The organism is Solirubrobacter ginsenosidimutans, from assembly GCF_027587205.1.
Genome location: NZ_JAPDOD010000087.1, coordinates 1 through 26,841, shown reverse-complemented (window position 1 = coordinate 26,841; position 26,841 = coordinate 1). Strand labels below are relative to the sequence as shown.

Sequence of the window (26,841 nt, the reverse complement as noted above, 5' to 3'; positions counted from 1 at the left end):
CGTCGCGAACGCCCAGCGCAACATCTGGGTCACCGAGACCGCACTGACCACCGCCCTGAACACCTCCTACTTCGCCGAGCAGGTCGCGACCTTCGCCATCGTCATGGGCATCGCGCTGCTGCTCGCCGGGCTCGGCTTCGCGGTTCTCACGTTCCGCGCCCTGGTCCCGGAGCAGAATCGCGAGGAGGCCCGCGCACAGGCCATGGCTGCGGTGCCGACCGCCTGATCGCCTCCGCCTCCCCGCGTCGCCCCCGCCGCCCCGAGCCCCCGCTCGGGGCGGCGGACGTTCGTGGAGGCGAAGCAGGAAGATCGGCGCACCCCCATCACCAGGAGGCCACCTTGCCACTGCACCGCGCCACACCCGACACCGACCTCCCGCTGACGATCCGCCCGCAGCTCGCGAGGCCCGGTGCTGAGTCGACCGTGCCGCGGCTCCGGCTCCCCGACGGCGAGCTCCCGGCGGACGCGGCCTACCAGCTCGTGCACGACGAGCTGTTGCTCGACGGGCAGGCGAGGCTCAACCTGGCCACGTTCGTGACGACGTGGATGGAGCCACACGCCCGCAAGCTGATGGACGAGTGCCTCGACAAGAACATGATCGACAAGGACGAGTACCCGCAGACCGCGGAGCTCGAGCGGCGCTGCGTGAACATCCTGGCCTCGCTGTGGGGCGCCGAGCACGAGGACGGCGCGACCGGTTGCTCGACGACGGGCTCCAGCGAGGCCTGCATGCTCGGCGGGCTCGCGCTCAAGTGGCGCTGGCGCGAGCGGCGCCGCGCCGCCGGCCTGTCCGCCGAGCGCCCGAATCTCGTGATGGGCGCCAACGTCCAGGTCTGCTGGGAGAAGTTCTGCCGCTACTGGGACGTCGAACCACGCCTCGTGCCCGTTAGCGCCGACGTCCCCCACCTCACCGCCGCCGCGGCGGTCGAGCACTGCGACGAGCACACGATCGGCGTCGTCGCCGTACTCGGCTCGACCTACGACGGCAGCTTCGAACCCGTCGCCGAGATCGCCGCCGCGCTCGACCAGCTCCAGGCGACCTCAGGACTCGACGTGCAGATCCACGTCGACGCCGCCTCGGGAGGCTTCGTCGCGCCGTTCCTCGACCCCGAGCTCGTATGGGACTTCCGCCTGCCACGTGTCCAGTCGATCAACTCCTCAGGACACAAGTACGGCCTCGTCTACCCCGGCGTCGGCTGGGCCGTCTGGCGCGACAAGGCCGCGCTGCCCGAAGACCTGATCTTCGAGGTCGACTACCTCGGCGGGCGGATGCCGACCTTCGCGCTGAACTTCTCACGCGGCGGCGCACCGGTTGTCGCGCAGTACTACGAGCTCATCCGGCTCGGTCGCGAAGGCTTCCGGCGCGTGCAACAGGAGTCCCGGGACACGGCCACGTGGCTCGCCGGCGAGATCGCGACGCTCGAGCCCTTCCGGCTGCTCTCGGACGGAAGCGAGCTCCCGGTCTTCGCCTTCGCCCTGCGTCCCGACGTCGCGGGCTACACGGTCTACGACGTCTCCGAGGCGCTGCGCTTCAGGGGATGGATCGTGCCCGCCTATCCGATGCCACCCGCGATCGAGGACCTCGCCGTCCTGCGCGTCTGCGTGCGCAACGGCTTCTCGCACGACCTCGCGTCGCTGTTGCTGGACGACCTCCGGCACGCCGTCTCCAAGGTCGAGGCCCTGGCGGGCCACCTCCCGGTGCCCACCGCCGACACGCGCGCGGGCTTCCACCACTGAGGTCGATGCAATCACCCGACCGGGGTGATGGCGCCGGCTCGCGGCGCTGCGAGTCTCGCGCGGGTGTTGGTGATCGGTGCCTACCCGCTGGTCGACCCCGCGGCGTTCCTGGCGGTCGTCGGCACGGCTGCGGTCGCGGGCACGCTGGCGGCCATGCTCACCGGGCGCGGGCTGCTCGTCCCGACGGTGGTCGCCGAGTTGCTCCTGGGGGTCGTGATCGGTCCGCAGGTGCTCGGGCTGGAGGTGAGCGAGTTCATGACCTTCTTCGCCAGCCTCGGGCTGGGCATGCTGTTCTTCTTCGCCGGCTACGAGATCGACCTGCACCGGATCGCCGGGCTGCCCCTGCGCCTCGGGGTGGCCGGCTGGTTCCTGTCGCTGGCCCTGGCCTACGGGATCGGCGGGATGCTCGCGGCGGCCGGGATCGTCGTGTCACTCCTGTATACGGGTTCCGCACTGGCGACGACCGCGATCGGGACCCTGCTCCCGGTGCTGTCGGACTCGGGTGAGCTGCGCACGCGGTTCGGCGGCTACCTGCTCGCGGCGGGCGCGGTCGGTGAGTTCGGGCCGATCCTGCTGCTCACGCTGATCCTCTCGTCGGGCGGCACGGTGCACAACGCGCTGATCCTGCTCGCGTTCGTCGTGCTCGCCGTCGTGGTGGCGGTGATGGCCGTGCGCTCGAAGTCGCGGACGGTGGCGCTGTTCGAACAGACGATCGAGAAGAGCTCCCAGCTCGCGGTGCGCTGGATCGTGGTCCTCGTGTTCGCGCTCGCGCTGCTGGCGTCGGAGCTCGGGCTGGACCTGCTGCTCGGCGGCTTCGCGGCGGGGATGATCACGCGCCAGGTGCTCAAGGAGCGCGAGGTCACCGGCTTCGACTCGAAGCTCACCGCCGTCGCCTTCGGGGTGTTCATCCCGTTCTTCTTCGTGGTCAGCGGGATGCAGCTCGACGTCGCCGCGCTGTTCTCCAGCATCGGCAGCGTGCTGAAGATGTTCCTCTTCTTCGGGCTGTTCCTCGTGGTCCGCGGCACGCCGGCGATGCTGCTCTATGGCGACGTGCTCAACCGGCGCGACCGATTCGCGCTCGCGCTGTTCACGTCGACGCAGCTGCCGCTCGTGCTCGCGATCACGACGCTCGCCCGCGAGACCGGGCATATGCGTTCGTCGACGGCGGCGTCGCTCGTCGGCGCCGCGGTCCTCTCGACGCTCGTGTTCCCGATGCTCGGACTGCGCCTGCGCGGCGATGCCCCGGTCGAGGAGCCACCCGCCGCGCAGGTCGCCGTCGCGGCTTAGTACCCGGTGGCGGTCTTCACTCGCCGGCGATCGAGCTCGTGGAGCCCGCCCTTGACGGCGAGCGTCGCGCAGGCGTCGGAGATGTCGTGCGCGAGCGTGGTCGCGAGCGAGTGGCCGAGCGCGCGTTTGACGAGGGCGCGCATGATCGTCACGTGCTCGGCGTTCGGCGGCAGCGTGTACGCGGGCAGCATCCAGCCGCGCTCGGCGGCGAGCTGGGATGCGATGTCGAACTCGTCATAGCCGCGGTCAGGGTTCTCGGTGAGCTTGAACGCGACCAGCGGCAGCTGCTCGGCGCCCGGCTCCCCGACCAGCTCGAACTCGCCGATGGCGACGATCTCCTCGGCCAGCGCGCGGGCGTTGCGCTGCATCGACTCCATGATGTAGCGGTAGCCCTCGTGCCCGTAGCGGACGAAGTTGTAGTACTGCGCGAGCACCATGCTCGAGCCGGTGGAGAAGTTCAGCGTGAAGGTCGCGTCGCGCTTGCCGAGGTAGTTCTCGTAGAACACGAGATCCTCCGGCAGGTCGGCCGGCTCGCGGAAGATCAGCCAGCCGAGCCCCGGATAGACGAGCCCGTACTTGTGGCCCGAGACGTTGATGGAGTGCACCGTCTCCAGGCGGAAGTCCCACTCGGAGTCGGGATAGAGGAAGGGCCACACGAAGGCGCCGCTGGCGCCGTCGACGTGCATCGGGACCTCGAGGCCGCGCTCGTCGCGCAGGCGCCGCAGCAGCGCGTCGATGCCGACGATGTCGTCGGCGTGGCCCGTGAACGTCGTGCCCAGGACGGCCGCGACGCCGATCGTGTTCTCGTCCACGTGCGGCTCGACGTCCTCGGGCCCGATCGTGAACTTGTGCGGCTGCAGCGGGATGATCCGCGGCTCGACGTCGAAGTAGCGGCAGAACTTCTCCCACACCACATGGACGTCACCGCCGAACACGAGGTTCGGCCGGTCCGTCGCCTTTCCGGCGGCCTCGCGGCGCGCACGCCACTTCCACTTCAGCGACAGCGCGCCGAGCATGATCGCCTCCGACGAGCCCTGCGTGCGCGTACCGGTCGTCTCGCCGGGAGCGTGGAAGAGGTCGGCGAGCATCCGGATGCAGCGCTGCTCGATCTCCGCCGTCTGCGGATACTCGGCGTGGTCGATGTAGTTGCGATGCAGGTTGTCGGCGATCACGCGCTGCGCCTGCGGCTCCATCCACGTGGTCACGAACGTGGCGAGGTTGCGGAACGGGATCCCGTCGAGCACGAGTTCCTCCCCGACGAGCCGCATCGCGTCGTCGGCCGCCATCCCGCGCTGCGGCAGGCGGTGATCTGGCGCGTCAGTGAGCAGGAACTCGTTGCCGTAGCTGCTCGCCCCGTTCGTTGGCGCGGGCGGTGTGGTGGGGTGCTGACCGACCGACATGGCTTCTCCCTTGTGACGACAGACTCGCGTGAGACTCCCGGATTCCCGGGCTTACGTCGTCATCCCTTTGGGGTGAGAATCTTTCGTTCCAGCGCGCGCAGCGGGCGTCGCCGATGCGACTTGGAGGAGTGGCCGGTCCGCAGCGTCGCGACCCCACAGGCCAAGAAGCAGGCCGCGCCGAGCGCCGTGTTCCAGTTCGCGGCGGCCAAGTCGAGCATCGACCCGTGGTCCGGCACCACGTACCCCGCCACGGCGGAGATGCCGAAGAACACGCAGCCGAGGAGGTTCACGGACGGCTCCCACCATGCGTGCCCGCCGCGCAGCGGCCGCCACCCACGCCGCGGCGAGGCGACATACCCGATCACGCCCGAGACGAGGAAGCAGATCGACCCGAGCGCGTCGGGACGCCAGACCAGCCGGTCGTAATCGGGATTCGTGAGCAACGTGTCCATCGCCCGGAACGTCGTCGCGTTGAAGAACAACGTGCCCGCGGACTGCACGCCGGCGACCCACTGCGCCGAGCGCGGCCCGTCCAGCGAGAGCCACACCTGCATCGCCCCGCCCGCGGTGAACAGGATCGACCCGACGAAGAAGGTCACCGCGTCGGCGCCCGGCCCGACGAGCTCGACGTAGCCCGGGAACGGGCCGATCAGGAAGCAGGACGAGCCGAGGACGAACAACAGCGCCATCCAGCGTTCACGGCTCATCGGCGGATCGTCCGCGCTCCGCCGTCCGATGGAATCACCCACATCGAATGATGAACCCGCGCCGCACCGCGCCGAGGATCGCTGACGCGATGACCGAGACCTTCCGCCAGCTTCCGCGGCCTCCCAAGCGTTCAGAGAAAACGGCGAACACGGATGGGTTGATCGCCGCGGCGGTGCTCTTCATGTTCGCGCTCTTCCCGCGCCTGTGGATCCTCGGGTTCTGGATCTTCAGCTACGGGCTCGACGACGCGTACAGCAGCTGGATCATCCCTGCGGTCGGCTTCGTCGTGGCCCCCTGGACCACGCTGCTCTACGCGTGGATGTGGGCGATCAACTCGAACTCGGTGAGCGGCTGGGAGTGGCTGCCGGTGGCCGTCGGCGCCCTCCTCGACCTCTGGTTCCTGTGGATCGTCGCGCGCCTCATGCGATAGCCGCGCGTCGTGTAAGTTGAGCCGCATGGCTGAGCCCGTATCCCGGGCGCCGGCCGTGGAAGCTCCCGATCGTGACATCTCGTCGGAGCTCACGCGGCTCGCCGACGAGCAGGCGGCGCTTCGGCGCGTCGCGACGCTCGTGGCGCGGCAGGCGTCGCAGGCCGACGTGTTCGCGGGCATCGCCGAGGAACTCGGCGAGGTGCTCGGCGTGCACGAGATTCGCATGTTCCGCTACGACGCCGGCCCTACTCCCACGGCGGTGGTCGTGGGCAACTGGGGTTCCCGGCGAGACGACGTGCTGCCGATCGGAGACCGTCAGCCGCTCGACGGCGACAACGTGACGGGTCTCGTGTTCCGGACGCGCCGTCCGGCGCGGCTCGATGACTACTCACGGGCGAGCGGACCGCTCGCCGAACGGCTCCGGCAAGCCGACATCAGCGCGGGCGTGGGGACGCCGATCACGGTGGACGGGCGGCTCTGGGGCGCGATGACGGCAGCGGTCGTCGACGGCAGTTCGCTGCCGTCGGACGCGGAGGCCCGGATTGGTGCGTTCACCGAGATGATCGGTACCGCGATCGCCAACACCGCCGCGCGAAGTGAGATCGCGCGCCTTGCCGACGACCAGGCCGCGTTGCGGCGCGTGGCGACGCTGGTCGCCGAAGGGACGCCGCCCGCGCAGCTCTTCGTGAGGATCACCCAAGAGGTGACGAGCCTCCTTGGGCACCACATCGACTCCGCGATCGTGAGCTACGACGCGCCCGACGCAGCGACGGTGATGGCCGTGTCCGGCGAGCAGCCCCCAGCCGGGATCCGGCTCCACGCGAAACTGCCCGTCGATGGCAGCGGCGTGATCGCGCGGGTGTTGCGCGAGCGAATGCCGGTGCGCGTGGACGACTACGCAGGGGCCGCCGGCACGATCGCCGGCCATGTGGCGCAGCATGGCATCCGCTCGGCCGTCGGCGGGCCGATCCTCGTCCAGGGCCGGCTCTGGGGGGCACTCGTCGTCGCCAAGTACGACTCCGAGCCGTTTCCGCCCGAGACGGAGCATCGTGTGTCGCAGTTCACGAACCTCGTTGCCACGGCGATCGCCAACGCGAACGCGCGCGCCGAAGTCGGACGCCTGGCCGAGCAGCAGGCCGCGCTTCGGCGGGTCGCGACGTTCGTCGCCCAAGGGGCCGCGCCGGCTGAGGTCTTCGACGCCGTGCTCAAGGAGGCGACCCAGCTGCTCGGAGCCGACCAGGTCAGTCTCGTGCGCGCCACGAGCGCTCATGAGATCACGATCCTCGCCCTTCGCGGAACCGACCCCGAGATCGTTCGGCCTGGAGCGCGCGTGCCCCTCGACGGCGACAGCGTCACGCGCCGGGTCGTGCATACCGGCCGCTCGACGCGTCTGAACTTCACGGACGGCCAGGCCGGCAGCATCGCCGCGATCGCCCGCCGCGGGAACATCCGCGTGTCGGTCGGCGCTCCGATCGTCGTCGACGGCGCGCTGTGGGGCGCGATCACAGCGAGCTGGATCGACACCGACCACGCGCCGTTCGACGCGGAAGACCGGCTGGTCGAGTTCGCCCAGCTCGCCGGCAGTGCGATCGCCAACGCCGACAGCCGCGACCAGCTCACCGCGTCCCGCGCCCGCGTGCTCACCGCGGGCGACGAGGCGCGTCGCCAGGTCGTCCGCGACCTCCACGACGGCGCACAACAGCGTCTCGTGCACACGATCATCACGCTTAAGCTCGCGCGCAAAGCGCTCGTTGAAGACAGCACGCAAGTGGACGCGCTGCTCGCCGAGGCATGCGCGCACGCGGAGGAGAGCCACGCCGAGCTGCGCGAACTGGCCCACGGGATCCTCCCCTCGGCGCTGACGCGCGGCGGCCTCCCGGCCGGGGTGAAGGCCGTCGTCTCACGCCTCGACATTCCGGTGGACGCTGACATCGCGATCCCGCGCCTCTCGCCCGAGATCGAGGCCAGCGCGTACTTCTTCGTGGCCGAGGCGCTGACCAACGCGGTCAAGCACGCCCAGGCCACGAGGGCCGCGTTGACCGCCCGCCTCGACCAAGACACGCTACACGTCGAGGTGCGCGACGACGGCATCGGCGGAGCCGACCCGACGGGTCACGGGCTGCTCGGGCTGAGCGACCGCGCCGCGGCCCTGGGCGGCCGCCTGTACATCAACAGCCCACGCGGAGCCGGCACCGTCCTGGCATTGGATCTGCCGCTCCCCTCGTAGCGTTGGACGCTTGCGGTGGTGGGTACCGCGCCGTCACGCTGCGTCAGGACCGCGAGTCCGGCGATCCGCGTGCGGCGTGATGCGTCGCGCCTGGTCGGCCCGCTCACCGTCATGGCCGTGACCTGGCGCGGAGCGATCGGTGCAACGACCGGTCGACGTGGCGAAAATCACGTGGTGATCTCGGTTCCGCGCTCGGACCTGCTTCGCCGTGTGCTCGGATGCCTTCGCGACCACCCGCACGACGACACGGTCGACCGCATCGCACGACTCCTCGGCATGCCCGCCGAGGCTGTCCATGACGCCCTGACGGCACTGGCCGAGGACGGACTGGTGAGCGAGACCAGGAGCCATTGGGTGCTGAGCCGCACCGGCTGGGCGTCGGCGCGTGCCGACGACGTGTTCGGCGATCTCGACTAAGCCTGGATCCAGGCTAAGCCGGCACCGGGATGTCGGCCGCGATCAGCGTGCCGCCGCCAGCACGGCTCTCGACGCGGAGCCGGCCGCCGAGTGCGGCGAGACGGTCCGCGAGCCCGATGAGACCGCTCCCGTCGGGTGCGGCGCCGCCGATGCCGTCGTCGCGGACGTGGATGGACAGTGTGCCGTCCGTGATTCGCGCCATGACTTCGGCGTGCCGGGCACCCGCGTGTTTTGCGATGTTGGTCAGCGCCTCGGCGACCACGAAATAGGCGGTCGCCTCGACGGCGGCGGAGAGCCGGCCCACGGACACGTCGTTCTCCACCGGCACCGGCGTTCTCGAAGCGAGCATTTCAACGGCCGCGTGGAGCCCGCCGCGGGTGAGCGCCGCCGGGAGGATTCCGTGCGCGAGCTCGCGCAGCTCGGCCTTCGCGCGTTCCGCGTTGTCGAGGGCCTCCCTCAGCAGGTCGGGAGCGTCATCGGCCCCGTTCTCCACGGCCCGGCGCGCCAACTTGAGCGTGATGATCGTGTGGACGAGGCGCGCCTGAGCCCCGTCGTGCAGATCGCGCACCACCCGCCGGCGCTCGTCATCGGCAGCGGCCACGATCCGTGCACGCGAGGCAGCAAGCTCCGCGTCGGCCAGCCGCCGGTCGGTCACGTCCCGGGCAACGGCGAAGACGAGACCTCGCTCGGGAATCACCCGCGAGTTCGACTGAAGCCAGCGCACAGAACCGTCGCGACAGACGACCCGGTGCTCGATGCCGATCATGTCATCACGGTCGCCACGAACGAACTCGTCGAACAAGTGGCGCAGCCATGGGATGTCGTCCGGATGGATGAGCTCCAGGAAGGACCGGGAAAGCAGCTCCGAGAAGGGATAGCCGAGCGTGCGCTCGAACGCCGGGTTCACCCGCTCGAAGCGGCCGTCGAACCCGACGATGACGATCAGGTCGTGCGCGAGATCGAAGACGTCACCCAACTCGCTCTGGGGCTGCGGCGCAAAGGCTGAATCGCTGCTCATCAGCCGCGGACGCGCACGGGCGTGCCGGGCCGTACCTGCCGATAGAGACGCAGCAGGGCTGGGCGTGAGACGCGGATGCATCCGGCACTGAACGCCTTGGAATGCGCGGCGGGCGGCACGCCGTGGATCGCCACCCGGGAGGTGTGCGCGTGGTCGCCGTACGCGGAGAGCACGAGGATGCGGGCGCCGTAGACCCCGCTGTAGCGGGCGCCGTCGATCCGGTCGGTGATCTGGAACGTCCCGTCCGGCGTCGGGGTCGCGTCGCCGCCGATCACCACCTTGGTGCTCCAGCGCGACCCGCCGCCGATCACACTCAGCCGTTTCTTGGAGCGATCGATCTCGATCCGGTACTCGAGTTCGGACGCCGGGCGCACGTCTCGGCTCCGCAGCCAGCCCACGCCGTGCGGCCCGTCCTCGACGGCGACCTTGATCCACGCGTCGCGTCGCTCGCGAACCCACAGCCGCCGCAGGCTCCCATACGGCGTCCGGTTCCGCAGCCGGACGAGCGCGCGCCCGCCCGGCTTCGCGTAGACGACGACGCCCGAGGCACGCGCCGGCGCAACGGTCTCGATCGCGCTCGAGGGGAAAGCGAGCGAAGCGGCCAACAGCGCGACCGCCAAGCCCGAGTCAAGAAGCGGCACGACGATGAGTATTGCGCGGTGCCGATCCGGTCGCCAGGCCGAGCCCCACTTCGCGCCTTCAGTAGGTCGGCTGCAGCCGGGCTCGCGCGGTCGCTCCGACCGACCGGGCCGTGAGCGTGACCAGCCCGTCCTCCTCGGCCAGGCGCCGCGGGGATCGGAGCACCACGTCGCGCTTGCCCGCGCGCCGGAACGTGACCGTACGCGTCATCGACTCGCCGCCGCGGCGCAGCTGGAGCCGGACGCTGCCCTTTCGTGTCGTCCGCACCGTGGCGCGAACGGTCAGGATCGACTTCGGGCGGGCATCGACCTCCAGCGACAGCGGCGGCCGCGGGCCGCGGACCTCCGGTCCCGCGTCCTCGTCCCCGCCCGCAAGGTCGCGGCCCTCGGCGGAGACGGAGAAGTACGCGTCGCCGAACCCCAGATCCGGGACCACGAGCCGCACGGTGCGCCGCTCGCCGACGGCCAGCGGCGCCAGCGAGCAGAACTGCCGCCGCGGGTCGTCCTGCTGGCCACCCGAGCTGAAGAGGCGCGGCTCCCCGACGCAAGCCGGGCTCCAGGACCCGAGGCCCGGGCTCGGGAGGAAGTACGCCTCTATCTGCGGGCGGTCGGCGGTGCGCGGCCCGGCGTTCTCGATGGTGACGTCGAAGGCGCGCCGGTGCCCGCTCAGGCGCTGTGTGGTCGCGGAGGCACGCAGGTTCGTGCGGTCCTCGCTCTCGTCGCCGGCGCCGTCGCGGTCGACGTCGGACTCGGTGATCGGCTCGATCGTCAGCTCGCGGCCGCGCTGGACCTCGGTCGCGGTGCGGCGGTCGGGGAGCGCCGCACCGAGCGGTGGGCGGTACACGTCGACGGACTGCGACGCGCAGAAGTCGCCCTCGCCGTCCTCCGGCGAGCAGCGGACCTGGGCCGTGATCGCGTGGCCGCCGGTCTCCTGCTCGATCCCGTAGATCACGCTGCGGTAGTCGGCGAAGACGTGCGGCGCCGGGAAGGTGTAGGTGCCCGGCTCGGCCGGCAGCGTCACGGGCTCGCCGACGTAGACCGCGGGCGTCCCTTCCTCATCGAACGCGGGACTCGTATGCACGAGCAAGCGGATCGTGCCCGCCTGGCCGCCGGGCTGGACCACCACACGGAACCCCGTGAGCAACTCGGGGTGCTCGCCCTCGAGCGTCACCCCACCGTGCCAGTCGCTGTAGAGCGTCGCCGGACCCGCCGGCGTCAGCGTCTCCGGGGCCTGAGCGGCCAACGCGAACAGGGCGGCCGGGGCGATCGCGAGCAGTTTGATGGGCATGTGACTCCTAGTCGCGGCGTGGCAGATAAACGGTCAACTCGGCGCTGCCGTCCCCGCCCACGCCGATGCGCCCGTGCGGGATGCGCGCGTCCATCACGAGATTCCCAAAGCCCTCACGGCGGAACTCCGCCAGCGCCGCTCGGGTCACGCGCAGCTTCACCTCGCGGCTCTTGCCCACTCCGATCGCGAATCGGCCGCTGGCGGCGGCCTTGCCGTCGCCCTCGTAGATGCGGGCGATCGCGGTGCCGCGGCACACGCCGCGCGGTGCGGTGACGCAGGCGACCGGGACGGTGATGGTGCGGCCGCGAAGCCGGGTGCTGGCGATGTACGCGTACGCGATCTCGGTGGTCGGGCAGGGGTCGCCCGGACGCGTCGGGGCGGTCGCGACGGGGATCGCGGCGACGTGAGCGCAGCCGTTGGCGACCCACGCGTAGCCCGACGCGTCGCCCGCGGCGTCGACGAAGACGCCGGTCGGCGGACCCAGCATCGTGATCCGGCCGCCGCCCGTGGGCAGCGCGACCGCGCGGCCGGTCTTGTCGATGCCGCTGAGCGTCCCACCCGCGAGATGCACGCGCTTGAGCCCCTTCGTCCCGGGCACGAGACGGGCCGCCGACCCTGGGCCGGCGATCGTGACACCCGCCCGCGTCGCGACGGCGACGCGACCGTCCGGCGCAAGGCTCAGGTCCGCACCGCGCTCGCGGTCTGACAGCGAGACCGTGGCAAGCTCCGCGCCCGTCGCCAGGTCGAGCACCGCCACTCGGTTCGGTCCCGCCATCGCCGCGGCCGCGAAGCCACCGGAGATCTCGACCGGCAGCGCCGACGCCTTGGCCCACGGGATCGGCACAAGCCCCGCAACCGAGTCGAACAGGAAGGCGCGGATCGGGCCGTCGGACTCGGGTCGCGCCTCAACGATCAGGACGCGATCCCCGTCGACGTCGACCAGCGCGGGCACCCATGCCTCGCGCGTCGGCAAGACGCGCACGACCTCGATCGGCCCGCGCGGCGGGCCGCTGTAGACGCGCCACTCGGCCGTGCGGTCCTGCGCATCTTCGATCTCCGCGATCAACGCGACGCGCGCCGCGGAGCCGCAAGCCGCCGCGACTCGCCCTCGAAGACGAAGTTCATGCGATCCACGGTCAGCACGGTCTGCGCTGTCCCCCCGCCACGCGGGACCGCCACGAGCTGGCTCCGTTCACCGCTCGCCTGACGCAGGACGACCGCATCCGGCCCGGCCAGCGCCACCGCGGAGAGCTCCGGACCGTCGTAGACACCGACCGTCGCGGCACCCGCCGGAGCGGCCGCGAACGCACACACACCCACGACGGCTGCCACCAATCGGCACATGCTCACCACATACCCAGCGCGCCGCGCTTCCAGACTGAATGCGCAGTGAAGCGGTGAGTTACGCCGCAGCGGGCGGCCCGAACCAGGTGGCGTCGCGTTCGAGTGCGCTCGCGCGACTTCGGGTATCCCGGCCACGATGCGGTTCGGCGTCGTGGCTCTCCTGCTCGTCCCTGCCGCAGCGGCGGCTGCGATGCTGTTGGCAGCGATCCCGGCAGGCGACGCGGTCGACGACTCAGCGGTGATCCTGTTCGGCGCTCCAAGCCTCGTGAGCGCGCTGGCGACGTTCGCGCTGGCTCGCGGGCGTGCCCGTGCGCCGGCGGTGGCCGGCGGGTGGGCGCTCGCGTCGGCGGCTGCCGCGGCGCTGCTCTTCGCCGCCCTGTTCGTGGCGCTCGTGCTCGCCGCTTGCGCGATCGACACGAACAGCTGCGACTGACCCGACTCCGAGAACAGGCCTCGCGTCCTCGAACCGGCGGCTCACCGTGCCCCGGGGGCGAGCTCCTCCCGGAGGCGCTCGACGCAGCGCTGGCGGGTCGGGCCGATGCTGCCGACCGGCATCCCGAGGCGTGCCGAGATCTCGGCGTAGCTCAGGGCCGGCTCGCTCATCAGCGACGCGATCAACTCGCGCTGGCGCGGGGGCAGCAGCGCGACCTCGCGCGCCAGAGCGGCGCGGCGCTCCTCGAGGAGCTCGTCGGCTGGGTCGTCGTCCGCGACGGCCTCGGTGCCGATGTCCTGGTCGGTGAGACTCTCGCGGCGCCGGTCGTTGAGCGCCCGCAGTGCCTCGCGCCGGGCCGTCGTATCGACCCAGGCGCCCAGCGCGAGCGGGTCGCGGACGCGCTCGAGATTCCGGTAGAGCCGCAGCCAGGTCTCCTGGGCGACATCGTCGGCCTGGTGGGTGTTGAGGCCATGCGCGCGGGCGACGCGCTGGACGTGCCCGCGGAAGCGCGCGATGAGGGCCGTCCAGGCGGACTGGTCGCCGCGCCCTGCCGCAGCGACCATGCCGGCGAGCGCATGCGAGTCGTGGGGCCGCGGGCGCTCGGCTTCGAGCGCTTTGATGTAGTTGCGGTCGTGATGGGAGTGCTGGAGCATGGGCTCGTCTCCGAGGGCCTTAGATTGGGGCTTCCTTCACCAATCGAAACTACCGGCGGGCTTTTGCCGTGCGTAGGCCATCTGCGATGCCTCGTTGCCGTCATTTGACGGGCAGGCTTGAGAGGGCGTTTAGGAGCCGACCCGGGGGCGCGCGGCAGGCACTTCCCCGCGGCCCAGGCGCTCGAGCGCCGGGAGATCGACCACGTGGATCTCACGCCGACCGGTCTCGATGTAGTTGAGCCCGCGCATGATCTGCAGCGCGCGCCCCACCGACTCCAGCGACGTGGCCGTGCAGCTCGCCAACTCCTCCTGGGAGAGCGGCAGGGCGATCCGGATCCCGCTGTTGTCCTCACGACCGAAGCGGGCGCTGAACTCGACGAGCATGGCTGCCACTCGACCGGTGCTGGAGAGCCCGGCGAACTCGAGCCGGCGCGCATCCGCCTCGCGCAAACGGCGACTCAGCAACGCCGCCAGTTCGAGCGCGACGTCAGGACGGGCGAGCAGGAAGGAACGGAACGCGGTGTGCGTGAAGGCGAGCGCCTCGACCGGCGCGACCGTCACGACGGTGGCCGAGCGCGGCTCGCCGTCGATCGCCGACTGCTCGCCGACCAGTTCGCCCGGACCACGGAAGGCCAGCAGCGCCTCACGGCCGGAGACCGTGAACACCCCGACCTTCACGGAGCCCCGCTGGATCCAGAGCACGCGGTCGGGCACCTGGCCCTCGTAGACCAGCGGGCGCCCGCGCGGAAACGAGCAGCGCTGCCCGCGCTCTCGCAGCGCCTGCGCGGCCTCGGGGCCGATCGCTGTCGCGAAATCGTGCACGTGCGTGCCCGTGGCTGAACCTACCACCGCCGGGCTCATCCGGTGCGCTCCAGCATGTACGGGACGAGCGCGCGGATGAACGCCAGGTGCGAGGACTCCGGCACGTCGGCGAACGCGTCCTCGAACGCCGTCGCGGCCGCCGCCCCGAGGCACTCCCCATATGCGCGCGCGAAGCGGAGGCTGCCGTGTTCGGTCATCCACCCGTGCACGCGGGCGACGTCGGCGTCACCGCGCTCGTTTTCCGGTGCGGCGAGGAAGCCCACGAGCCACCCGCGCCGCGCCGGCGTGACGGCGCGCAGCAGGTGAAGCAGCATCAGCGTCCGCTTGCCCTCGCGGATGTCGCCGAGCGGGTCCTTGCCGTGGGTGGCGTCCGCGCCGGCCACGCTCAGGTGGTCGTCGCGGATCTGGAAGGCAGCCCCCAGGTAGAAGCCGAAGCGCGAGAGCGCCGCCGGCGCTACCGTCCCGCGCGCGCCGATCAGCGCCCCGAGGCGCAGCGGCGCGACCGTCGTGTAGCAGCAGGTCTTCTTGGCCACGAGCTCGAGGTAGTCGGCGGGCTCGAGGTCGACCACGTTGTCGCGCCGCCAGCCGAGCTCGAGCGCTTGGCCCTCCGTGGTCTGCACGATCATCGCCAGCACCTCGTCGAGGACGCGGCGGGTGATGCGCCCGCCGAGCCGCGTGGTGTCGCGCAACGGCTCCAGTGCGAGTGCGGCGAGCGCGTCGCCGGCGTTGATGGCCAGCGGCGCGCCGTGCAGCGCATGCAGCGTCGGCCGCCCGCGCCGGCGCAGGCTGGCGTCCTGGAGGTCGTCGTGGATCAGGAACGCGTTGTGCAGCAGTTCGATGGCCGCGGCCGCCCCGAGCGCCTCGCGCGTCGTACCGCCGAACGCGCGGCAGGTGGCGATCAGCAGCGCCGGCCGCATGCCCTTACCGCCGCGGCTCGGGTACTCGCGCAACAGTGCGTGCAGGTAGGGCGAGCGCGGCCGCTGCCCGAGCAGCTCCTCGATCGCCTCGCCCGTCACTCGGGCGTAGTCCGCGAGCGTCTCCTCGACGGGGGCGATCGTCGCACTCACGGCTCCACCTCCAAGCGCACGCCGAGCGCGAGCGCCGGCAGCGTGGGCGAGAGCACGTGCCCGTGATACACGCCGACCGCCGCATCGGCCGGGATGGCCACGCGCAAGGCCGCGCCCGCGCTCCCGCCCGGATCGGCGCGCAGGCGACCGGGCGCGATCGTGGCCGCCGCGCCCGGGATGCGCCCGCCGTGGCCGGCCGTGAGGTCGCTGACGAACAGCGCCACGTCGATCACCGCCGACCCGGTCAGGTTGTGGATCCATAGCGGCGAGCCGGCCTCGCCCCCGGGTGGCCCGACGAGCGTGACCGGCGTCTCCGGGGCGGAGTCGCTCCCCGGCTGCAGCGCGGCCTGGGCAAGGTCGGCGTAGGTCTCGAACGCGCGCTGGAAGAGCTCGCCGTAGAGATCGAGCGTACGGGCGGCGGCCGAGCGCACCTGCGTCAGCCGCACGCGACTGGCCTTCGGCGCGTGCCCGTTGGTTTCCGGCGCGGGTGCGGCGCCCTCGAGGCTCGCCAGCACGCGAGCGAACACCTCGGCGGCCACATCGGGCTCGTCGGCGTGCCAGGTCTCGCTCAACCGACGCTCCAGGAGCCGAGCACGCCGTCCATCAGCGGCCGCCCGCGCACGGCGTTGGCGGCCTGTATCCCGGACAGGACGGCGCCCTCGATGCAGCCGGAGTTGTTGCCGTTCTCGGTCCAGTCGCCGGCGAGCACGAGGTTGCCATAGCCCGACGCGTCGGCGCGCAGGCGCCAGCGGCCGGTGCCGGGCAGCGACTGGACGTAGCGCTCGGAGCCATCGACGTTGACGCGCGTGAAGCGCGACGCCACGAGGTCCTGGCGAAAGCCCGGCCAGTAGCGGGCGACCGGCCCGCTCAAGAACGTGTCAGCGCCCTGCTCGGCCAGCCGGCGCGCACCGCCAGGTCCGGCGTGGCCGTCGAGCGCCCCGCAGAAGTAGCCGACGGCGGCGGGGCGCCGCTCGGCCGGCCAGTCCTCGAAGGCGAGCGTGTGTGTCATCGACGCGTACGCCTCGAACGGGCTCCCATAGCCGGCGACCGTCGCGCCCGGGTGCGGCCAGCCGAGCCGCCGCTCGTCGGCGGTGGTCCAGACCTGCAGCGAGCGGGTGGGGACCGTCGCCACGAGCATGGTCATCGCCCGCCACGGCGTTGAGTCCGCGATCAGCTCCTCGCAGACGTCCTCGAGCACGCCGAGCGGCGTGGCCAGCACGAGCGTGTCGAAGTCCTCGCCCGCCATGAGCCGCGCCGGCTCGCGGGGGCGAGGCAGCGGGCGGGCGGGAAAGCACGGCAGGTTCTTGACGCGCGCGAGCGGCGCGAGGTCCAGGCCTGCCGCGTGGCGCGCGAGCGTGACGGAGCCGATGCGACCGCGCCGGCGGTCGACGTGGAGCCGCTGCGCGCGGTGCGCGAACGCGAACCGCACGCCGCGCGCCCGCAGCGCCTCGTAGAACGGAGCGAACACCACGTCGCCCATCCCGGCGCGCATCTTCCAGAAGATCGAGCCCTTGTAGTCGAAGAAGAGGCGATAGGAGAGGGCGAGCCCCAGCCCGGCCGAGAACCGCGGGCGCTCGGGGTCGCCGTTCTCGTAGCCGAAGACGAAGTCGTACATGACCCGCACCAGCGGCGAGTCGCGCGTCTCCGCGCTCGCCCCGTGCAGCCGCAGCCAGTCGCGGAAGTCGAGGTCGTCGAGCGCGTTCAGCGCCGTCCGGTCGCCGATCAGCCCGCCGGCGACGATGCCGCGCAGGCAGGCCAGCAGCAGATCCGCGAGCTGCCACGAGCGGCGCGCGTCGTCATCGCGGGCGATGCGTTCGTGCAGGTCGTCGCGCGTGCTCTCCAGGAACGCGACCAGGCGCCCGCCGACGTTGCTGCCCGCGGGCACGCCGGCCTCCAGGACGCGCAGCGACTCGACGGCCCCGATCATCGTCGCGATCTCGGCCTGGCGCACGGCGCGAGCGAAGTCGTCCGGCGCCGACCGCCGCGGCGGCTGCGGCGAGGCGCTCAGCAGCACCCCCGCCGGCGCGAGCGGCTCCTCGCGCAGCGACGAGCCGGCATCGGCCAGCAGGCGCAGCCCGCGGACGACGAACGTCGCCATCGACAGCGGTCCGGCGGGCGCGCCCGCGACGCCGGGCTCACGGTCGTTGGGCGCGAAATCCGCCACCCAGTGCTCCCATCCCCCACCCGCCCGATCGGCGGCGCCGACGCTGCCCGCCGGAAAGAACGCGTCGCGCCAGCCGGCGATCGGGCTGCCAGGGTCGGTGCGCTCGCGGTCGAGCTCCGCGTAGACCTCACGGATCACGCGGAAGGCGTTGTCGTAGTAGCCGAGCCAGACATGCAGTCCGTGCTCCTCGATGCGGCCGTGCAGACCGCGGCTGCTCGCGCCCTTGCCGCCCAGCCGCCAGTCGCGCTCGTAGACCGTGATCGCGAAGCGGTCGCGCAGCTCCGGGCGGCTGAGCTCCCACGCCGTCGTGAGCCCGGCGATACCGCCGCCGAGGATCGCCACGCGTCGCGGGCGCCTCGCCGTCATGGGGCGACGAGCGGCCTCGCGGCGCCAAGCGCGTCCAGTGCCCGCGCGTGGAAGGCGGTGGCTCCCTGGTGCTGGGCGGTCCGGACGGCCTGCTGCAGGTCTGCGAGGCCGCCCGGGTGGCCGAGCTCGTGGCGCAGCGTGCCGCGCAGGCGCAGCGTCTCGGCGGTGAAGAACTGCGAGCCGGTCTGGGCAGCGACCTCGAGCGCCTCGTCGAGCGTCGCGACGGCGGCGGCACGTTCACCGGCGCGTGTCTGGGCGATCGCGAGCTCGGTGAGAAAGTACGGCGACCAGGCTTCCGACGCGAGCTGCTGCCGCCACACCCGCAGACCCTGCACCGCGCCGTCGAGTGCCAGGCGATCGCCCCGATGCACCCGGGTCATCAGATCCTGGATCGAGCCGACGAGCAGCCACAGCGAGAAGCCATGCCGCTCGCCCAGCGTCAGCATCTCGCGCACGTGCTTCTGCGCCGCGTCGTGGTCGCCGTCGAGCCGGTACAGGAGCACGAGCTGGCTGTGGATATAGCCGCTGCTGAACGCGCCGAAGGGGAAGCTCAGGCCCGCGCAGCGCCGTAGCGCGGGCTCGGCGATGGCGAGGGCCGCCTCTGGGCGGCCCACGATCCACTCGGTGGCCAGCAGATGGGCGGCGATCGAGACGTAGGGGTCGTTCGGCATCGGCCATTCGGCCGGCAGACGTCCCTCCGGGATCGCCCAGGGGTGCTCGAGGAAGCGCTCCATCAGCTCCCGCGCCTCCTCGAAACGCCCTTGGAAGAAGCGGCTGACGCCCTTGCAGATCTCGCGCGCGGGGATGTCGAGGCCGCTCGTCGCGACGACCTCCTCCACCGAGTCGCTGACCTCGTCGGCGCCCGCCAGGTCACCCGCTGAGCAGTAGTACGTCCAGCCGACGAGCAGGCTCGGGAGCATCTCCGGGCCGGAGCCGAGCGCCGCGCAGAGCGTCGCCGAGCGCGCGTGGTCCTCCTTGGACTCGGGAGCCGAGAAGCCGCCGGCCATGACGGCGCTGAAGCTGCGCAGCTGGCGCACCGTGAGCTCGGTGACCAGCCGCCGCGGTCCCTCCGGCAGGTGCTCGACGAGCGCGAGCGCATGGGTGAGGTCGGTGGTCGCCTCCTTGTGGGCGCCAAGCTCCTGGCCGGCGCGGGCGGCGGCGATGTAAGCGGCGATGGCCTCGTCGTAGCGGTGGGCCTTCTCGAGGTGGAAGGCCGCCCGGCCGGCGTCGCGCGAGGCCGGCAGGTCGACGGTGCCGAGCAGATCGGCGATCCGGCTGTGGCGCTCGCCGGCCGCGGAGCGTCGCTGCGTCTCGTAGGCGACCACGCGGATGAGCTCGTGGCGGAAGCGCACGGTGCGCGCACCGGAGTGCTCGAACAGGCGGGCGGCCAGCAGGTTGGCGAGCTTCGCCTGGAAGGCCTCGTCGGGCAGGCCGGCCACGCGCTGCAGCAGCCCACGGTCGACGTCGCGGCCGATGGTCGCCGCGATCTGTGCCAGCGGGAGGTCCACGCCCGGCGACGCAAGCCGCGCGAGCAGCGAGTCCCGCAGCGCGGCCGGAATGCGCGGGTCGGGCTCGTGGATGGAGCGCGAGAGGGCGCGCGGGTCGCGGGCGTCGAAGCTGCGGATGAGCTCCTCGAGGTAGAGCGGGATGCCGTCGCTGCGGTCGATCAGCTCGGCGAGGCGCTCGCCGGCCAGCCCGCAGTCCTGCACGCCTTCGGCCATCGTCTCGAGCTCCGGGCGCGAGAGTGGGTTCAGCTCGACTCGACGCACCAGCTCGTCCGGCCATGGCGGCTGGAACTGCTCGCGCGCGGTGAGCACCACGAGCAGCCCGCGGCGCGGCCGGCGCAGCAGCACCCCGATGAGGTCGAGCGTCGTCTCATCGGCCCAGTGCAGGTCCTCGATCACGAGCATCGCCGCCCCGGCGGCGACGTGCGACTGCACGAGCCCCACAGCCGCCTGCAGGGCGAGCTCGCGGAGCTTTCCCGGCTCCATCTCGGCCGGCGGCTCGATCGCGTCGAGCGGGATCGACAGTGCGGTGGCCAGCAGCGGCAGGTCGCCGCCGTCGCCTGCGGCCGCGCGCAGCTTGGCGAGCCGCTCGGCCGGCCCGTCCTCATGCTCGATGCCGCAGACGCGCTCGAGCACGCCGCGGAAGGCGTGCAGGCTCGTCGTCTGGTGGTAGCCGGAGCAGGGACACAGCAGGCACTCGGCCCGCAACCGCTGTGCCGCCTCCATGATCAAGCGCGACTTGCCGATCCCGGCGCCGCCGCTGAGCATGATCGCGGCCGCCGCCGCGCCCTCGCCCGCGTCGCGCCAGGCCGCCGCCATCACGTCCAGCTCGGGCTCGCGGCCGGTGAACGGGGTGAGCGAGGCGGCCGCGCTCAGGCGGGCGCTCGCGCGCTCGCGCGTGACCACGTAGGTGCCAACGGGCACGGGCACGCCACGCAGCTCCGCGCGCCCTCGCGCCTCGACGTCGAAATACCCCTCGACGAGCGCCTGCGTCGTCTCGCTGATCAAGACGACGTCCGGGTCGGCCAGCGACTGCAGCCGCGCGGCCTCGTTGGGTGCGGCGCCGACGATGCCGCCGTCGTCGATGACGACCATGCCCGTGTGCAGGGCGATGCGCACGTGCAGGTCGACGCCGAGCGCGCGTCGTAGCGCGGGACCGCGGCGCCGGATCTCGCGCACGATCTCCAGCCCGCTGAGCACGCCACGGCGGGCGTCGTCCTCGTGCGGGTTGGGATAGCCGAAGCGCACGAGCAGGCCGTCCCCTTGGCGGTCCTCGATGAAGCCGCCGTAGTGCTCGACCGCGCCGGCGCAGATCGACCGGTACTCGCGCAGCACCTCGGTCAGGTCCTCGGGGTCGAGCTCCTGGCTGAGCGCCGTCGACCCGACCATGTCACAGAACATCATCGTCATCTGGCAGCGGCGAGCGGAGCCTTCGAGCAGCGCTTGCGCCTGCGCGTTGCCAGGGTCGAGGGCCAGCACGGCGGTGGCGAACGCGCGCGACTGCTCGTGGTCGCCGGCGTCGACCGCCCAGCGGGCGTTCTCCAGCAGGCTCTCGACCTGTCGCGCGATCCGCTCGCTCGCCATCGTCGCGCCGTCTCAGCGTCCGCTTCGCGCGCGTGGTGGCTCTTCAACCAGGATGCGCAAATCCGCCAGCGGCACGTCGCGCGATCCCATGCGGAGATAGACCAAGCCGCTGTAGGCGCCGGGCGTGAGCGCTTTGTCGGCCTTGCGCGCGGTGATCTCGTAGGCGCGCTGCTTGGCGTCCAGCGTGGCGGTGAGCGCCCCGCTCAGGTTGTCCGCGTCGTCCTTCGTCGGGCCGTTGAGCGCGAAGCGCGCGTGCCGCGGTGGCGAGTCGATGTCCGGCGGGACGAGGACGTAGCGAACGTCCGCCAGTGCGTACTCGCCCGCCTTGACGCCGCGCTGGAAGACCAGGAACGCCGTCGGCACCGGGCCGGCGATCACGCGGTCGTCGGGGTTCGTGGTGAACAGGCCCCAGAAGTCCTGCAGGTTGTCCATCGCCGTGGCCATCAGCAGTGCGGCGTCTCCGGCCATGTCGTCGGCCTTGTATCCGTCGGAGCTGCGGAGGTTGCGTGAGATCTGATTCCAACTGCCGATCGTGCGCTTGGACACGGTCGTGCCGATCGCGCCGGCGTAGCCCAGATAGCTGCCGAAGCGATCCCAGACCTCGGGCCCCGCACCGGAGCGCTCGCGAGCGTCGTCGTCGCGGTCGTCGTCGTCGCCGGCCATGTCAGTAGTCCCCCGTGTCGTGTGTCCCGTGTACCTCTTCGGCCTCGCTGCTGTAGAGGTCGTTGTTGAGCCATGCGGTGAGCGCCGCGGGCGCGAGGTAGTTGAGCATCTGGCCGAAGTCGAGCGGCCCGTCCCAGCCGGTGCGCGGCGTGCGGTCGGCGAAGCGCAACGTCTTGTTCGCGGTCAGGCGCCACGTGTTATCGGAGACGTGCCGGACCTTGGTCCAGCCGCTGTCGATCAGCAGCCCGCCGGGGCGGACGTCCCAGAGCACCTTGCTGTCGAGGCTGCGATACAGGGAGAACTCGAGGTCGGCGAAGCAGTTCTCGGGTGCTGCTCCCACTTGCACGTCGAACGTGTCGATCTGCAGGACGTTGTGGAAGTAGCCGACCTCGGCGCCGACGACGTCGGAGGCCACCCCGACCTTCTCCTCGACGAGGTACGGACGCGTTCGGGCCCGCAGGCCTTCCCCGATCGGCGTCTCGATCTCCTCCGCCTGGGTGGCGAACTCGTCCATCACGAACCGCACGCGGTGAAACTGGTCGCTGAGCTTCTGCCACCGCCGCGGATCGATGGCCCTCGTGATGCACAGGAATTCGGCGGGTGTCACGAGCGCCGTGGCCGTCACCGAGGTCGTCAGCGTCGCCGCGTCCTGCGTGGTGACGCTGAAGGAAGGGAAGATCGTGACGGGCTGGGACGGGTCCCAGTGGTTCGTCTCTCGCCACAGATCCATGAACATGACGGTGTCGGCGAAAGCGGCGATGTAGCCGTCGATCGTGACGCCGACCTCGTCCTCCAGCCGGTTCAGCGCCTGCGACACGGCCTCACGCGTGTTCGGCACCGGTGTCCGACGGCCGTCCTTGATCTCCGGCGGAACGCTCGGCAGCCCGTCGATCTGGGCCAGGAAGTCCGCGGCCGAGACGCCCTTGCCGAGCACGCTCGTGTTGCGCGTGGCCGATTCGAACTTGCTCGACTTCGTGGCGACCTCTTGGTTGTAGAGCCCGATCGGCGCGCTGAGCTGCTGCGGATACGCGACCAGCGCGGCCGAGAACAGCCGCGCGTCGCGCCGGCAACTCATGCGGTCGCTGTCGAACTGCCCGAGGTTGAACAGGCGGTGATCCGCGACGAAGGCCGGGAGCTCGGTGCCGTAGCGCTCCAGGATCATCTTCTCCTTGCAGTCGTCCTCTCCTCGAGGAGGCGACACGCTGCGGATCAGCGCCCAGAGTGCCTCCCGCACCCGGCTCCAGTCGTCGCGCCTGATCGCATCCCGGGCCAGACAGTCGAGTGCCTCGTCGAGCGGCATCGGTTCCACTTCGGGGCGCACCAGCGCCGCGGCTGACCCGCGCGTTTGGAGCTGGTCACCGAGCGCGTGGTAGTACACGCTCAACATCGCCGGCTTGAGCTTTTCGTTGACCGCTGGCTGCGCAGGCGTGGCCAAACCGACGCAACGCTAACCCGAGCGACTTCAGTGGAGCGTACGCGGTGAGCTGAACCCCGCCAGAGCGCAACAGCCCACTTAACGGAATGTCAGCATACAAACGCTAAGCGCTTTGGTCATACTTAGCACAAGCGACTACTTGAATCGATCGACCGATCTGCCGCGAGCCGCTACTTCACGCGAGCGGTCGTCGGAGCCTCGACCTTGCCGCGCGCGAAGAGGCCGGAGGCGACGCCGATGACTGCGGTGACGATCCCGAGCAGGGCGCCGGTCTGGGCCTCGGTGAGAGACCACCAGGCGAAACCGGAGCCCAGTGCAAGCGTCGCCGAGACGCTCGCGGTGAACGTCGCCGCGAGCGCGACGTGCTCCTTGGCGGTGCCCTTCTTGAGATGCGCGAGCGCGGCGGCGAACAGCGCGCCGACCGCGGCCACCTCTGCGGTCAGCAGCGCAGTCTGTGCGGCCGTCCATTCGACGACTGTGAACACCGTGAGCAGGGTGATCGTGGCCAGCGAGAGCGTTCCGAACGCCCCGACGACCACCTTCGGATCGGCGGACCGGAGCGTTGCTGCATCGGGAGTCGACATGACTGAAAAGAGCTCGTCGGCGACATCGTTGATACCTCGAGTCGCCTAGGCCAGCAGTTTTCTGCGCTCCGCGTGCAGGACGAGCTGCACGCGATCGCGCGCGTCGAGCTTGGCCAGCAGGTGCTGATAGTGCGTGCGCACCGTCGAGGTGGCGATCTGCAGGCGCCCGGCGACCTCGGGGAGCGACAGGCTCTGCGCGACCAGCGCCAGCACCTCGCGCTCGCGCGGGCTCAGCAGCGGGCGTTCCGCCGCATGGCGCGCCCGGATCTCCCCCGCGAGGGCCGCCTGGGCCTCCTCGCACAGTGCCGTGCCGCCGGCGGCCACGCGGTGCACCGCGGCTCGCAGCGCGTCGGGGGTCACGCGGCGCGAGAGCACACCGGCCGCTCCGGCGCCGAGCAGCGCCCACGCATCCGGGCCGGGCGCCGGGTCCAGCAGCACCACCCGCGTCGGGAGCGCGTCGTAGACGACCGCCGCCAGCACCGCCTCGCCGTCGAGGCCCGGGAGCTCGCGCGCGACGAGGGCGACCACGGGACGGCGCTCGCGGATGGCCGCGAGCGTCTCGCGACCCGATCCGAGCTCGGCCACGAGTCGCAGGTCGCGGTCCTGGTGCACCAGGCGGGCGAGCGCGTCACGAAACAAGGGGTGTGGGTCGGCGACCAGGACGGCGATCACACCCGCGACCGTACGGGGCGCCGCGAGGCGTGTCCCCCACGACGTCTCGCCTGACCGGCGCGAACCGCCCGCGAGCGCGGATTCCGGGCACCGGGCGATCCGATTCCTGACCGGCCTCTCAGCGGTCGGTGGCCGCGGGTCCCGCCCGCTCGACCGGCGCGAACCCCATCAGCACGACGCGGTAGCCGTCGCGCGGCTGCGAGCGGCGGCGCGCGTCGGCCTCGATCGCGACCAGCCGTTCCGCGGTCCGGCGCAGCAGCTCGCCCGCGGCGAGCACGGCGTCGTGATCGAGCGCGGCGGGAAAGCGCGCGAGGTGTCCGTGCGGCCCGTCGAACCCGCCGGCGAGCGCGGCACGCCGGGCCTCGTCGCTCGCCCGGGCCAGCGTCTCGAGCACGAACCGGCGCCGCAGCGGCGCCGGCACCTCCGCCCAGCGCTCGTCCTCGATGTCCTGGGCCACGGTCGCACGGTAGTAGCGCGTGAGCGCTCCGCCGCGGCGCTCGCTGCGCACGAGCTCGACGCAATCGTGACGCTCGAGCACACCCGTGTGATAGCCGACGACGTTCAGCGGCAGGCCGGTGCGCCGAGCGACCTCGCTCGGGGACACCGGCCCGCGCTGGTACTCGAAGAGCACACGATCGCGCAACGGGTGAGCGATCGCGGCAATCCGGTCGGACATGCGCCGTATCGTGTCAAGGGCCGCCGGCCCGTGCGGGCGGGCCGACGTGGGGTGCCGGGCAGGATCCGGCCGCCCGTCAGTTGCCCTTCCAGTAGCCCGACTCCGCGACGACGGGGCGTTCGCTCGTCTCGATGGTCATCCGCGCTCACCTCCTCTCACCGTGTACCTCGCAGGATGTCCGGTGATTGGATCACGTTGGCCGGTCTCCGGCCAGGGACGGTTTCGTCCGGCAGCGCCGAGTTCCGGCGAGACGGCCGCGGACGGAATGCGGGCTGGTCCGCCGGCCCGCGCGCCGGCGGTGCTGCTGTCAACCTTCGCGCATGCCGGACGCACTGGCTCGCCTTCTGGCCCATCCGCTCCGCCATCGACTGCTGCTCGAATACTCGCTCGGGCCGCGCAACCCGGCCCAGGTCGCGCGAACGCTCGGCGAGCCGCTGAACCTGGTCAGCTACCACACCGGCATCCTGTCCCGGCACGGCTACGTCGAACTGGTCGGCTCGGAACGCCGTCGCGGCGCGTTGGCGCGGTTCTACCGGACCACCGTCGCCACGATCATCGAGAGCGACGAATGGGCCGGGCTCACCGACGAGCTGCGGCGCGCGCTGGCGACCGGCACGCTCGAACAGGCAACGGGCGAGGCGCGGCGAGCGGCGATCGACGGCGGCTTCGATGCCGCACAGGCGCACCTGTCGCGCTCGCCGCTGGAGCTCGACGAGCAGGGGCGCGCGGCGGTGGCGGCGTGCCTGCGTGAGGCGCTCGCCGACCTCGAGGCGATCGTCGCCGCCAGCCGCGAACGCGATCACGACGGTGAACGGCAGCCCTACGAGGTCGTGATGCTGGCCTTCGCGCCCGCGGGGGCCGAGCCGGGGTCGGGCTGACCGCGGCCCGATCGTCGCGTTGACCGGCCGCAGGCCGGCTGCTTCGATGAGCGCCGATGCGACGGCCTCGCTATCTCGACGTGATGCTCGACCTGCTCGACGCCGTCGCCGGCGGACGCTATCCACCGGGTACCCGGCTGCCCAGCGTGCCGGAGCTGGCCGACAGCCTCGGCGCGAGCCGTGGGGTGCTGCGCGAGGCGCTGTTGATCTTGCGGCTGCGTGGCGTGATCGCCGATGACAGCGGCCCGAACTCCGTCGTCAACGAGTACGAGCACTGGGATCTGCGCGCGCCGGAAGTGCTCGTCGCCTCGAGCGCGTACGACCTGCAGCCTGACCTGCTCGGACACGCCGTCGACGCGCGCGCGGCGATCGAGCGGGGCGCTGCCGCCCACGCGTGCCTGCACGCCACCGACGGCGACCTCGGCCTGCTCGCGGGCTACGCCGACGCGATCGAACTGGCGGCGGCCGGCCTGCTCGAGCCCGGCCCTGCGCTCGACGCCTTCGCGCACGCCGAAGCCTGGTTTCACACCACGCTCGGACGGCTCTCGGAGAACCCCGTGCTGGCCATGCTCAACGAGCCGCTGCACGGCGTGCTGGCCGACCTGCGCCGCCGGCGGGCCCCCGACCGCGACCAGGCCGCGGTCCGGGCGCACAAGCAGATCCTCGCCGGGATCTCCAGTCGCGAACCGGCCCTGGCAGAGGACGCGGTCGACGCCTACGCGAGAGCGCTGCGCCGCTGGCTCGGTGCGCGCGGCTGATCCGCGGATCCGCGCCTTTGCCGGTTAGTTCTCGGCGCGCTTGAAGTGCAACAGGCCGAGCTCGGTCGGAAAGACCTCGCCCGTGGC

General features: G+C 71.8%; 27 protein-coding genes. 9 read left to right on the top strand and 18 right to left on the bottom strand.

The annotated features are described in order from the left end of the window. From OM076_RS42830 to OM076_RS42820, 3 genes are all read left to right on the top strand, one after another. The coding region (locus tag OM076_RS42830) for a hypothetical protein (RefSeq protein ID WP_270046355.1) at positions 1-226 on the top strand (226 nt) is incomplete at its 5' end. 113 nt (positions 227-339) lie between these two features. Continuing rightward, the gene (gene gad, locus OM076_RS42825) at positions 340-1,737 is read left to right on the top strand and encodes a glutamate decarboxylase (RefSeq protein ID WP_270046354.1); all 1,398 of its coding nucleotides are present in this window, start codon (positions 340-342) and stop codon (positions 1,735-1,737) included. A 63-nt stretch (positions 1,738-1,800) separates the two neighbouring features. Beyond that, positions 1,801-3,024 (top strand): cation:proton antiporter, encoded by a 1,224-nt coding sequence (locus tag OM076_RS42820; protein ID WP_270046353.1) that lies wholly within the window; start codon positions 1,801-1,803, stop codon positions 3,022-3,024. Here the strand turns inward: OM076_RS42820 and gad (OM076_RS42815) are convergent. Together gad (OM076_RS42815) and OM076_RS42810 are read right to left on the bottom strand one after the other, a co-directional pair. Further along, positions 3,021-4,424, bottom strand: a complete 1,404-nt coding sequence (gad, locus tag OM076_RS42815; RefSeq protein WP_270046352.1) for a glutamate decarboxylase — start codon at positions 4,422-4,424, stop codon at positions 3,021-3,023. The two genes, OM076_RS42820 and gad (OM076_RS42815), sit on opposite strands and share 4 nt — an antisense overlap. A gap of 59 nt (positions 4,425-4,483) precedes the next feature. Further along, entirely contained in the window at positions 4,484-5,131 is a 648-nt protein-coding gene (locus tag OM076_RS42810; protein ID WP_270046351.1) for a hypothetical protein, read from the bottom strand. A gap of 89 nt (positions 5,132-5,220) precedes the next feature. On the opposite strand from OM076_RS42810, the gene OM076_RS42805 reads away from it, so the two are divergent. From OM076_RS42805 to OM076_RS42795, 3 genes are read left to right on the top strand one after another with little or no spacing between them, the layout of a single operon-like run. After that, positions 5,221-5,562 carry a hypothetical protein gene (locus OM076_RS42805; RefSeq protein WP_270046350.1) on the top strand — a complete coding sequence of 114 codons (342 nt, stop codon included), beginning with the start codon at positions 5,221-5,223 and terminating at the stop codon, positions 5,560-5,562. 25 nt (positions 5,563-5,587) lie between these two features. Continuing rightward, positions 5,588-7,789: a sensor histidine kinase gene (locus tag OM076_RS42800; RefSeq protein WP_270046349.1), complete on the top strand. Its 2,202-nt coding sequence runs from the start codon at positions 5,588-5,590 to the stop codon at positions 7,787-7,789. Between the two features lie 18 nt (positions 7,790-7,807). Next, entirely contained in the window at positions 7,808-8,206 is a 399-nt protein-coding gene (locus OM076_RS42795) for a helix-turn-helix domain-containing protein (RefSeq protein ID WP_270046348.1), read from the top strand. A 13-nt stretch (positions 8,207-8,219) separates the two neighbouring features. Here OM076_RS42795 and OM076_RS42790 read toward each other — a convergent pair whose 3' ends face one another. From OM076_RS42790 to OM076_RS42770, 5 genes are read right to left on the bottom strand one after another with little or no spacing between them, the layout of a single operon-like run. Further along, positions 8,220-9,182, bottom strand: coding sequence for a PAS domain-containing sensor histidine kinase (locus OM076_RS42790; protein ID WP_270046347.1), 963 nt, complete (start codon positions 9,180-9,182; stop codon positions 8,220-8,222). Positions 9,183-9,223: 41 nt separating this feature from the next. After that, positions 9,224-9,865 (bottom strand): L,D-transpeptidase, encoded by a 642-nt coding sequence (locus OM076_RS42785; protein WP_270046346.1) that lies wholly within the window; start codon positions 9,863-9,865, stop codon positions 9,224-9,226. Between the two features lie 58 nt (positions 9,866-9,923). After that, the gene (locus OM076_RS42780) at positions 9,924-11,150 is read right to left on the bottom strand and encodes a hypothetical protein (protein WP_270046345.1); all 1,227 of its coding nucleotides are present in this window, start codon (positions 11,148-11,150) and stop codon (positions 9,924-9,926) included. Between the two features lie 7 nt (positions 11,151-11,157). Further along, on the bottom strand, positions 11,158-12,216 hold the full coding sequence (locus OM076_RS42775) for a hypothetical protein (protein ID WP_270046344.1): 1,059 nt from the start codon (positions 12,214-12,216) through the stop codon (positions 11,158-11,160). Beyond that, positions 12,213-12,482: a hypothetical protein gene (locus tag OM076_RS42770; protein ID WP_270046343.1), complete on the bottom strand. Its 270-nt coding sequence runs from the start codon at positions 12,480-12,482 to the stop codon at positions 12,213-12,215. Before OM076_RS42770 ends, OM076_RS42775 begins: the two co-directional genes overlap by 4 nt. Positions 12,483-12,630: 148 nt before the next feature. Between OM076_RS42770 and OM076_RS42765 the strand changes: the two genes are divergently transcribed. Then, the gene (locus tag OM076_RS42765) at positions 12,631-12,927 is read left to right on the top strand and encodes a hypothetical protein (protein WP_270046342.1); all 297 of its coding nucleotides are present in this window, start codon (positions 12,631-12,633) and stop codon (positions 12,925-12,927) included. 41 nt (positions 12,928-12,968) lie between these two features. On the opposite strand, the gene OM076_RS42760 is transcribed toward OM076_RS42765, so the two are convergent. The 11 genes from OM076_RS42760 to OM076_RS42710 form a co-directional block, all read right to left on the bottom strand. Further along, positions 12,969-13,580 (bottom strand): RNA polymerase sigma factor, encoded by a 612-nt coding sequence (locus tag OM076_RS42760; protein WP_270046341.1) that lies wholly within the window; start codon positions 13,578-13,580, stop codon positions 12,969-12,971. 129 nt (positions 13,581-13,709) lie between these two features. Beyond that, positions 13,710-14,429 carry a Crp/Fnr family transcriptional regulator gene (locus tag OM076_RS42755; protein ID WP_270046340.1) on the bottom strand — a complete coding sequence of 240 codons (720 nt, stop codon included), beginning with the start codon at positions 14,427-14,429 and terminating at the stop codon, positions 13,710-13,712. Between the two features lie 8 nt (positions 14,430-14,437). Beyond that, complete coding sequence (locus OM076_RS42750) at positions 14,438-15,469, bottom strand: polyprenyl synthetase family protein (protein ID WP_270046339.1); 1,032 nt, start codon at positions 15,467-15,469, stop codon at positions 14,438-14,440. Continuing rightward, the gene (locus OM076_RS42745; RefSeq protein ID WP_270046338.1) at positions 15,466-16,041 is read right to left on the bottom strand and encodes a hypothetical protein; all 576 of its coding nucleotides are present in this window, start codon (positions 16,039-16,041) and stop codon (positions 15,466-15,468) included. Before OM076_RS42745 ends, OM076_RS42750 begins: the two co-directional genes overlap by 4 nt. Further along, positions 16,038-17,975 (bottom strand): FAD-dependent oxidoreductase, encoded by a 1,938-nt coding sequence (locus OM076_RS42740; protein WP_270046337.1) that lies wholly within the window; start codon positions 17,973-17,975, stop codon positions 16,038-16,040. Before OM076_RS42740 ends, OM076_RS42745 begins: the two co-directional genes overlap by 4 nt. A gap of 20 nt (positions 17,976-17,995) precedes the next feature. Then, the gene (locus tag OM076_RS42735) at positions 17,996-21,088 is read right to left on the bottom strand and encodes an AAA family ATPase (protein ID WP_270046336.1); all 3,093 of its coding nucleotides are present in this window, start codon (positions 21,086-21,088) and stop codon (positions 17,996-17,998) included. 12 nt (positions 21,089-21,100) lie between these two features. After that, the gene (locus tag OM076_RS42730; protein ID WP_270046335.1) at positions 21,101-21,751 is read right to left on the bottom strand and encodes a hypothetical protein; all 651 of its coding nucleotides are present in this window, start codon (positions 21,749-21,751) and stop codon (positions 21,101-21,103) included. 1 nt (position 21,752) lies between these two features. Further along, complete coding sequence (locus OM076_RS42725) at positions 21,753-23,186, bottom strand: hypothetical protein (RefSeq protein ID WP_270046334.1); 1,434 nt, start codon at positions 23,184-23,186, stop codon at positions 21,753-21,755. A gap of 170 nt (positions 23,187-23,356) precedes the next feature. Further along, the gene (locus tag OM076_RS42720; protein ID WP_270046333.1) at positions 23,357-23,770 is read right to left on the bottom strand and encodes a hypothetical protein; all 414 of its coding nucleotides are present in this window, start codon (positions 23,768-23,770) and stop codon (positions 23,357-23,359) included. Between the two features lie 45 nt (positions 23,771-23,815). Then, complete coding sequence (locus OM076_RS42715) at positions 23,816-24,442, bottom strand: LuxR C-terminal-related transcriptional regulator (protein WP_270046332.1); 627 nt, start codon at positions 24,440-24,442, stop codon at positions 23,816-23,818. Between the two features lie 118 nt (positions 24,443-24,560). Continuing rightward, positions 24,561-25,118, bottom strand: coding sequence for an ArsR/SmtB family transcription factor (locus OM076_RS42710; protein WP_270046331.1), 558 nt, complete (start codon positions 25,116-25,118; stop codon positions 24,561-24,563). Between the two features lie 320 nt (positions 25,119-25,438). On the opposite strand from OM076_RS42710, the gene OM076_RS42705 reads away from it, so the two are divergent. Together OM076_RS42705 and OM076_RS42700 are read left to right on the top strand one after the other, a co-directional pair. Beyond that, positions 25,439-25,996 (top strand): ArsR/SmtB family transcription factor, encoded by a 558-nt coding sequence (locus OM076_RS42705; RefSeq protein ID WP_270046330.1) that lies wholly within the window; start codon positions 25,439-25,441, stop codon positions 25,994-25,996. Between the two features lie 56 nt (positions 25,997-26,052). Beyond that, positions 26,053-26,754: a FadR/GntR family transcriptional regulator gene (locus OM076_RS42700; protein ID WP_270046329.1), complete on the top strand. Its 702-nt coding sequence runs from the start codon at positions 26,053-26,055 to the stop codon at positions 26,752-26,754. The last annotated feature ends 87 nt before the right edge of the window (positions 26,755-26,841 follow it).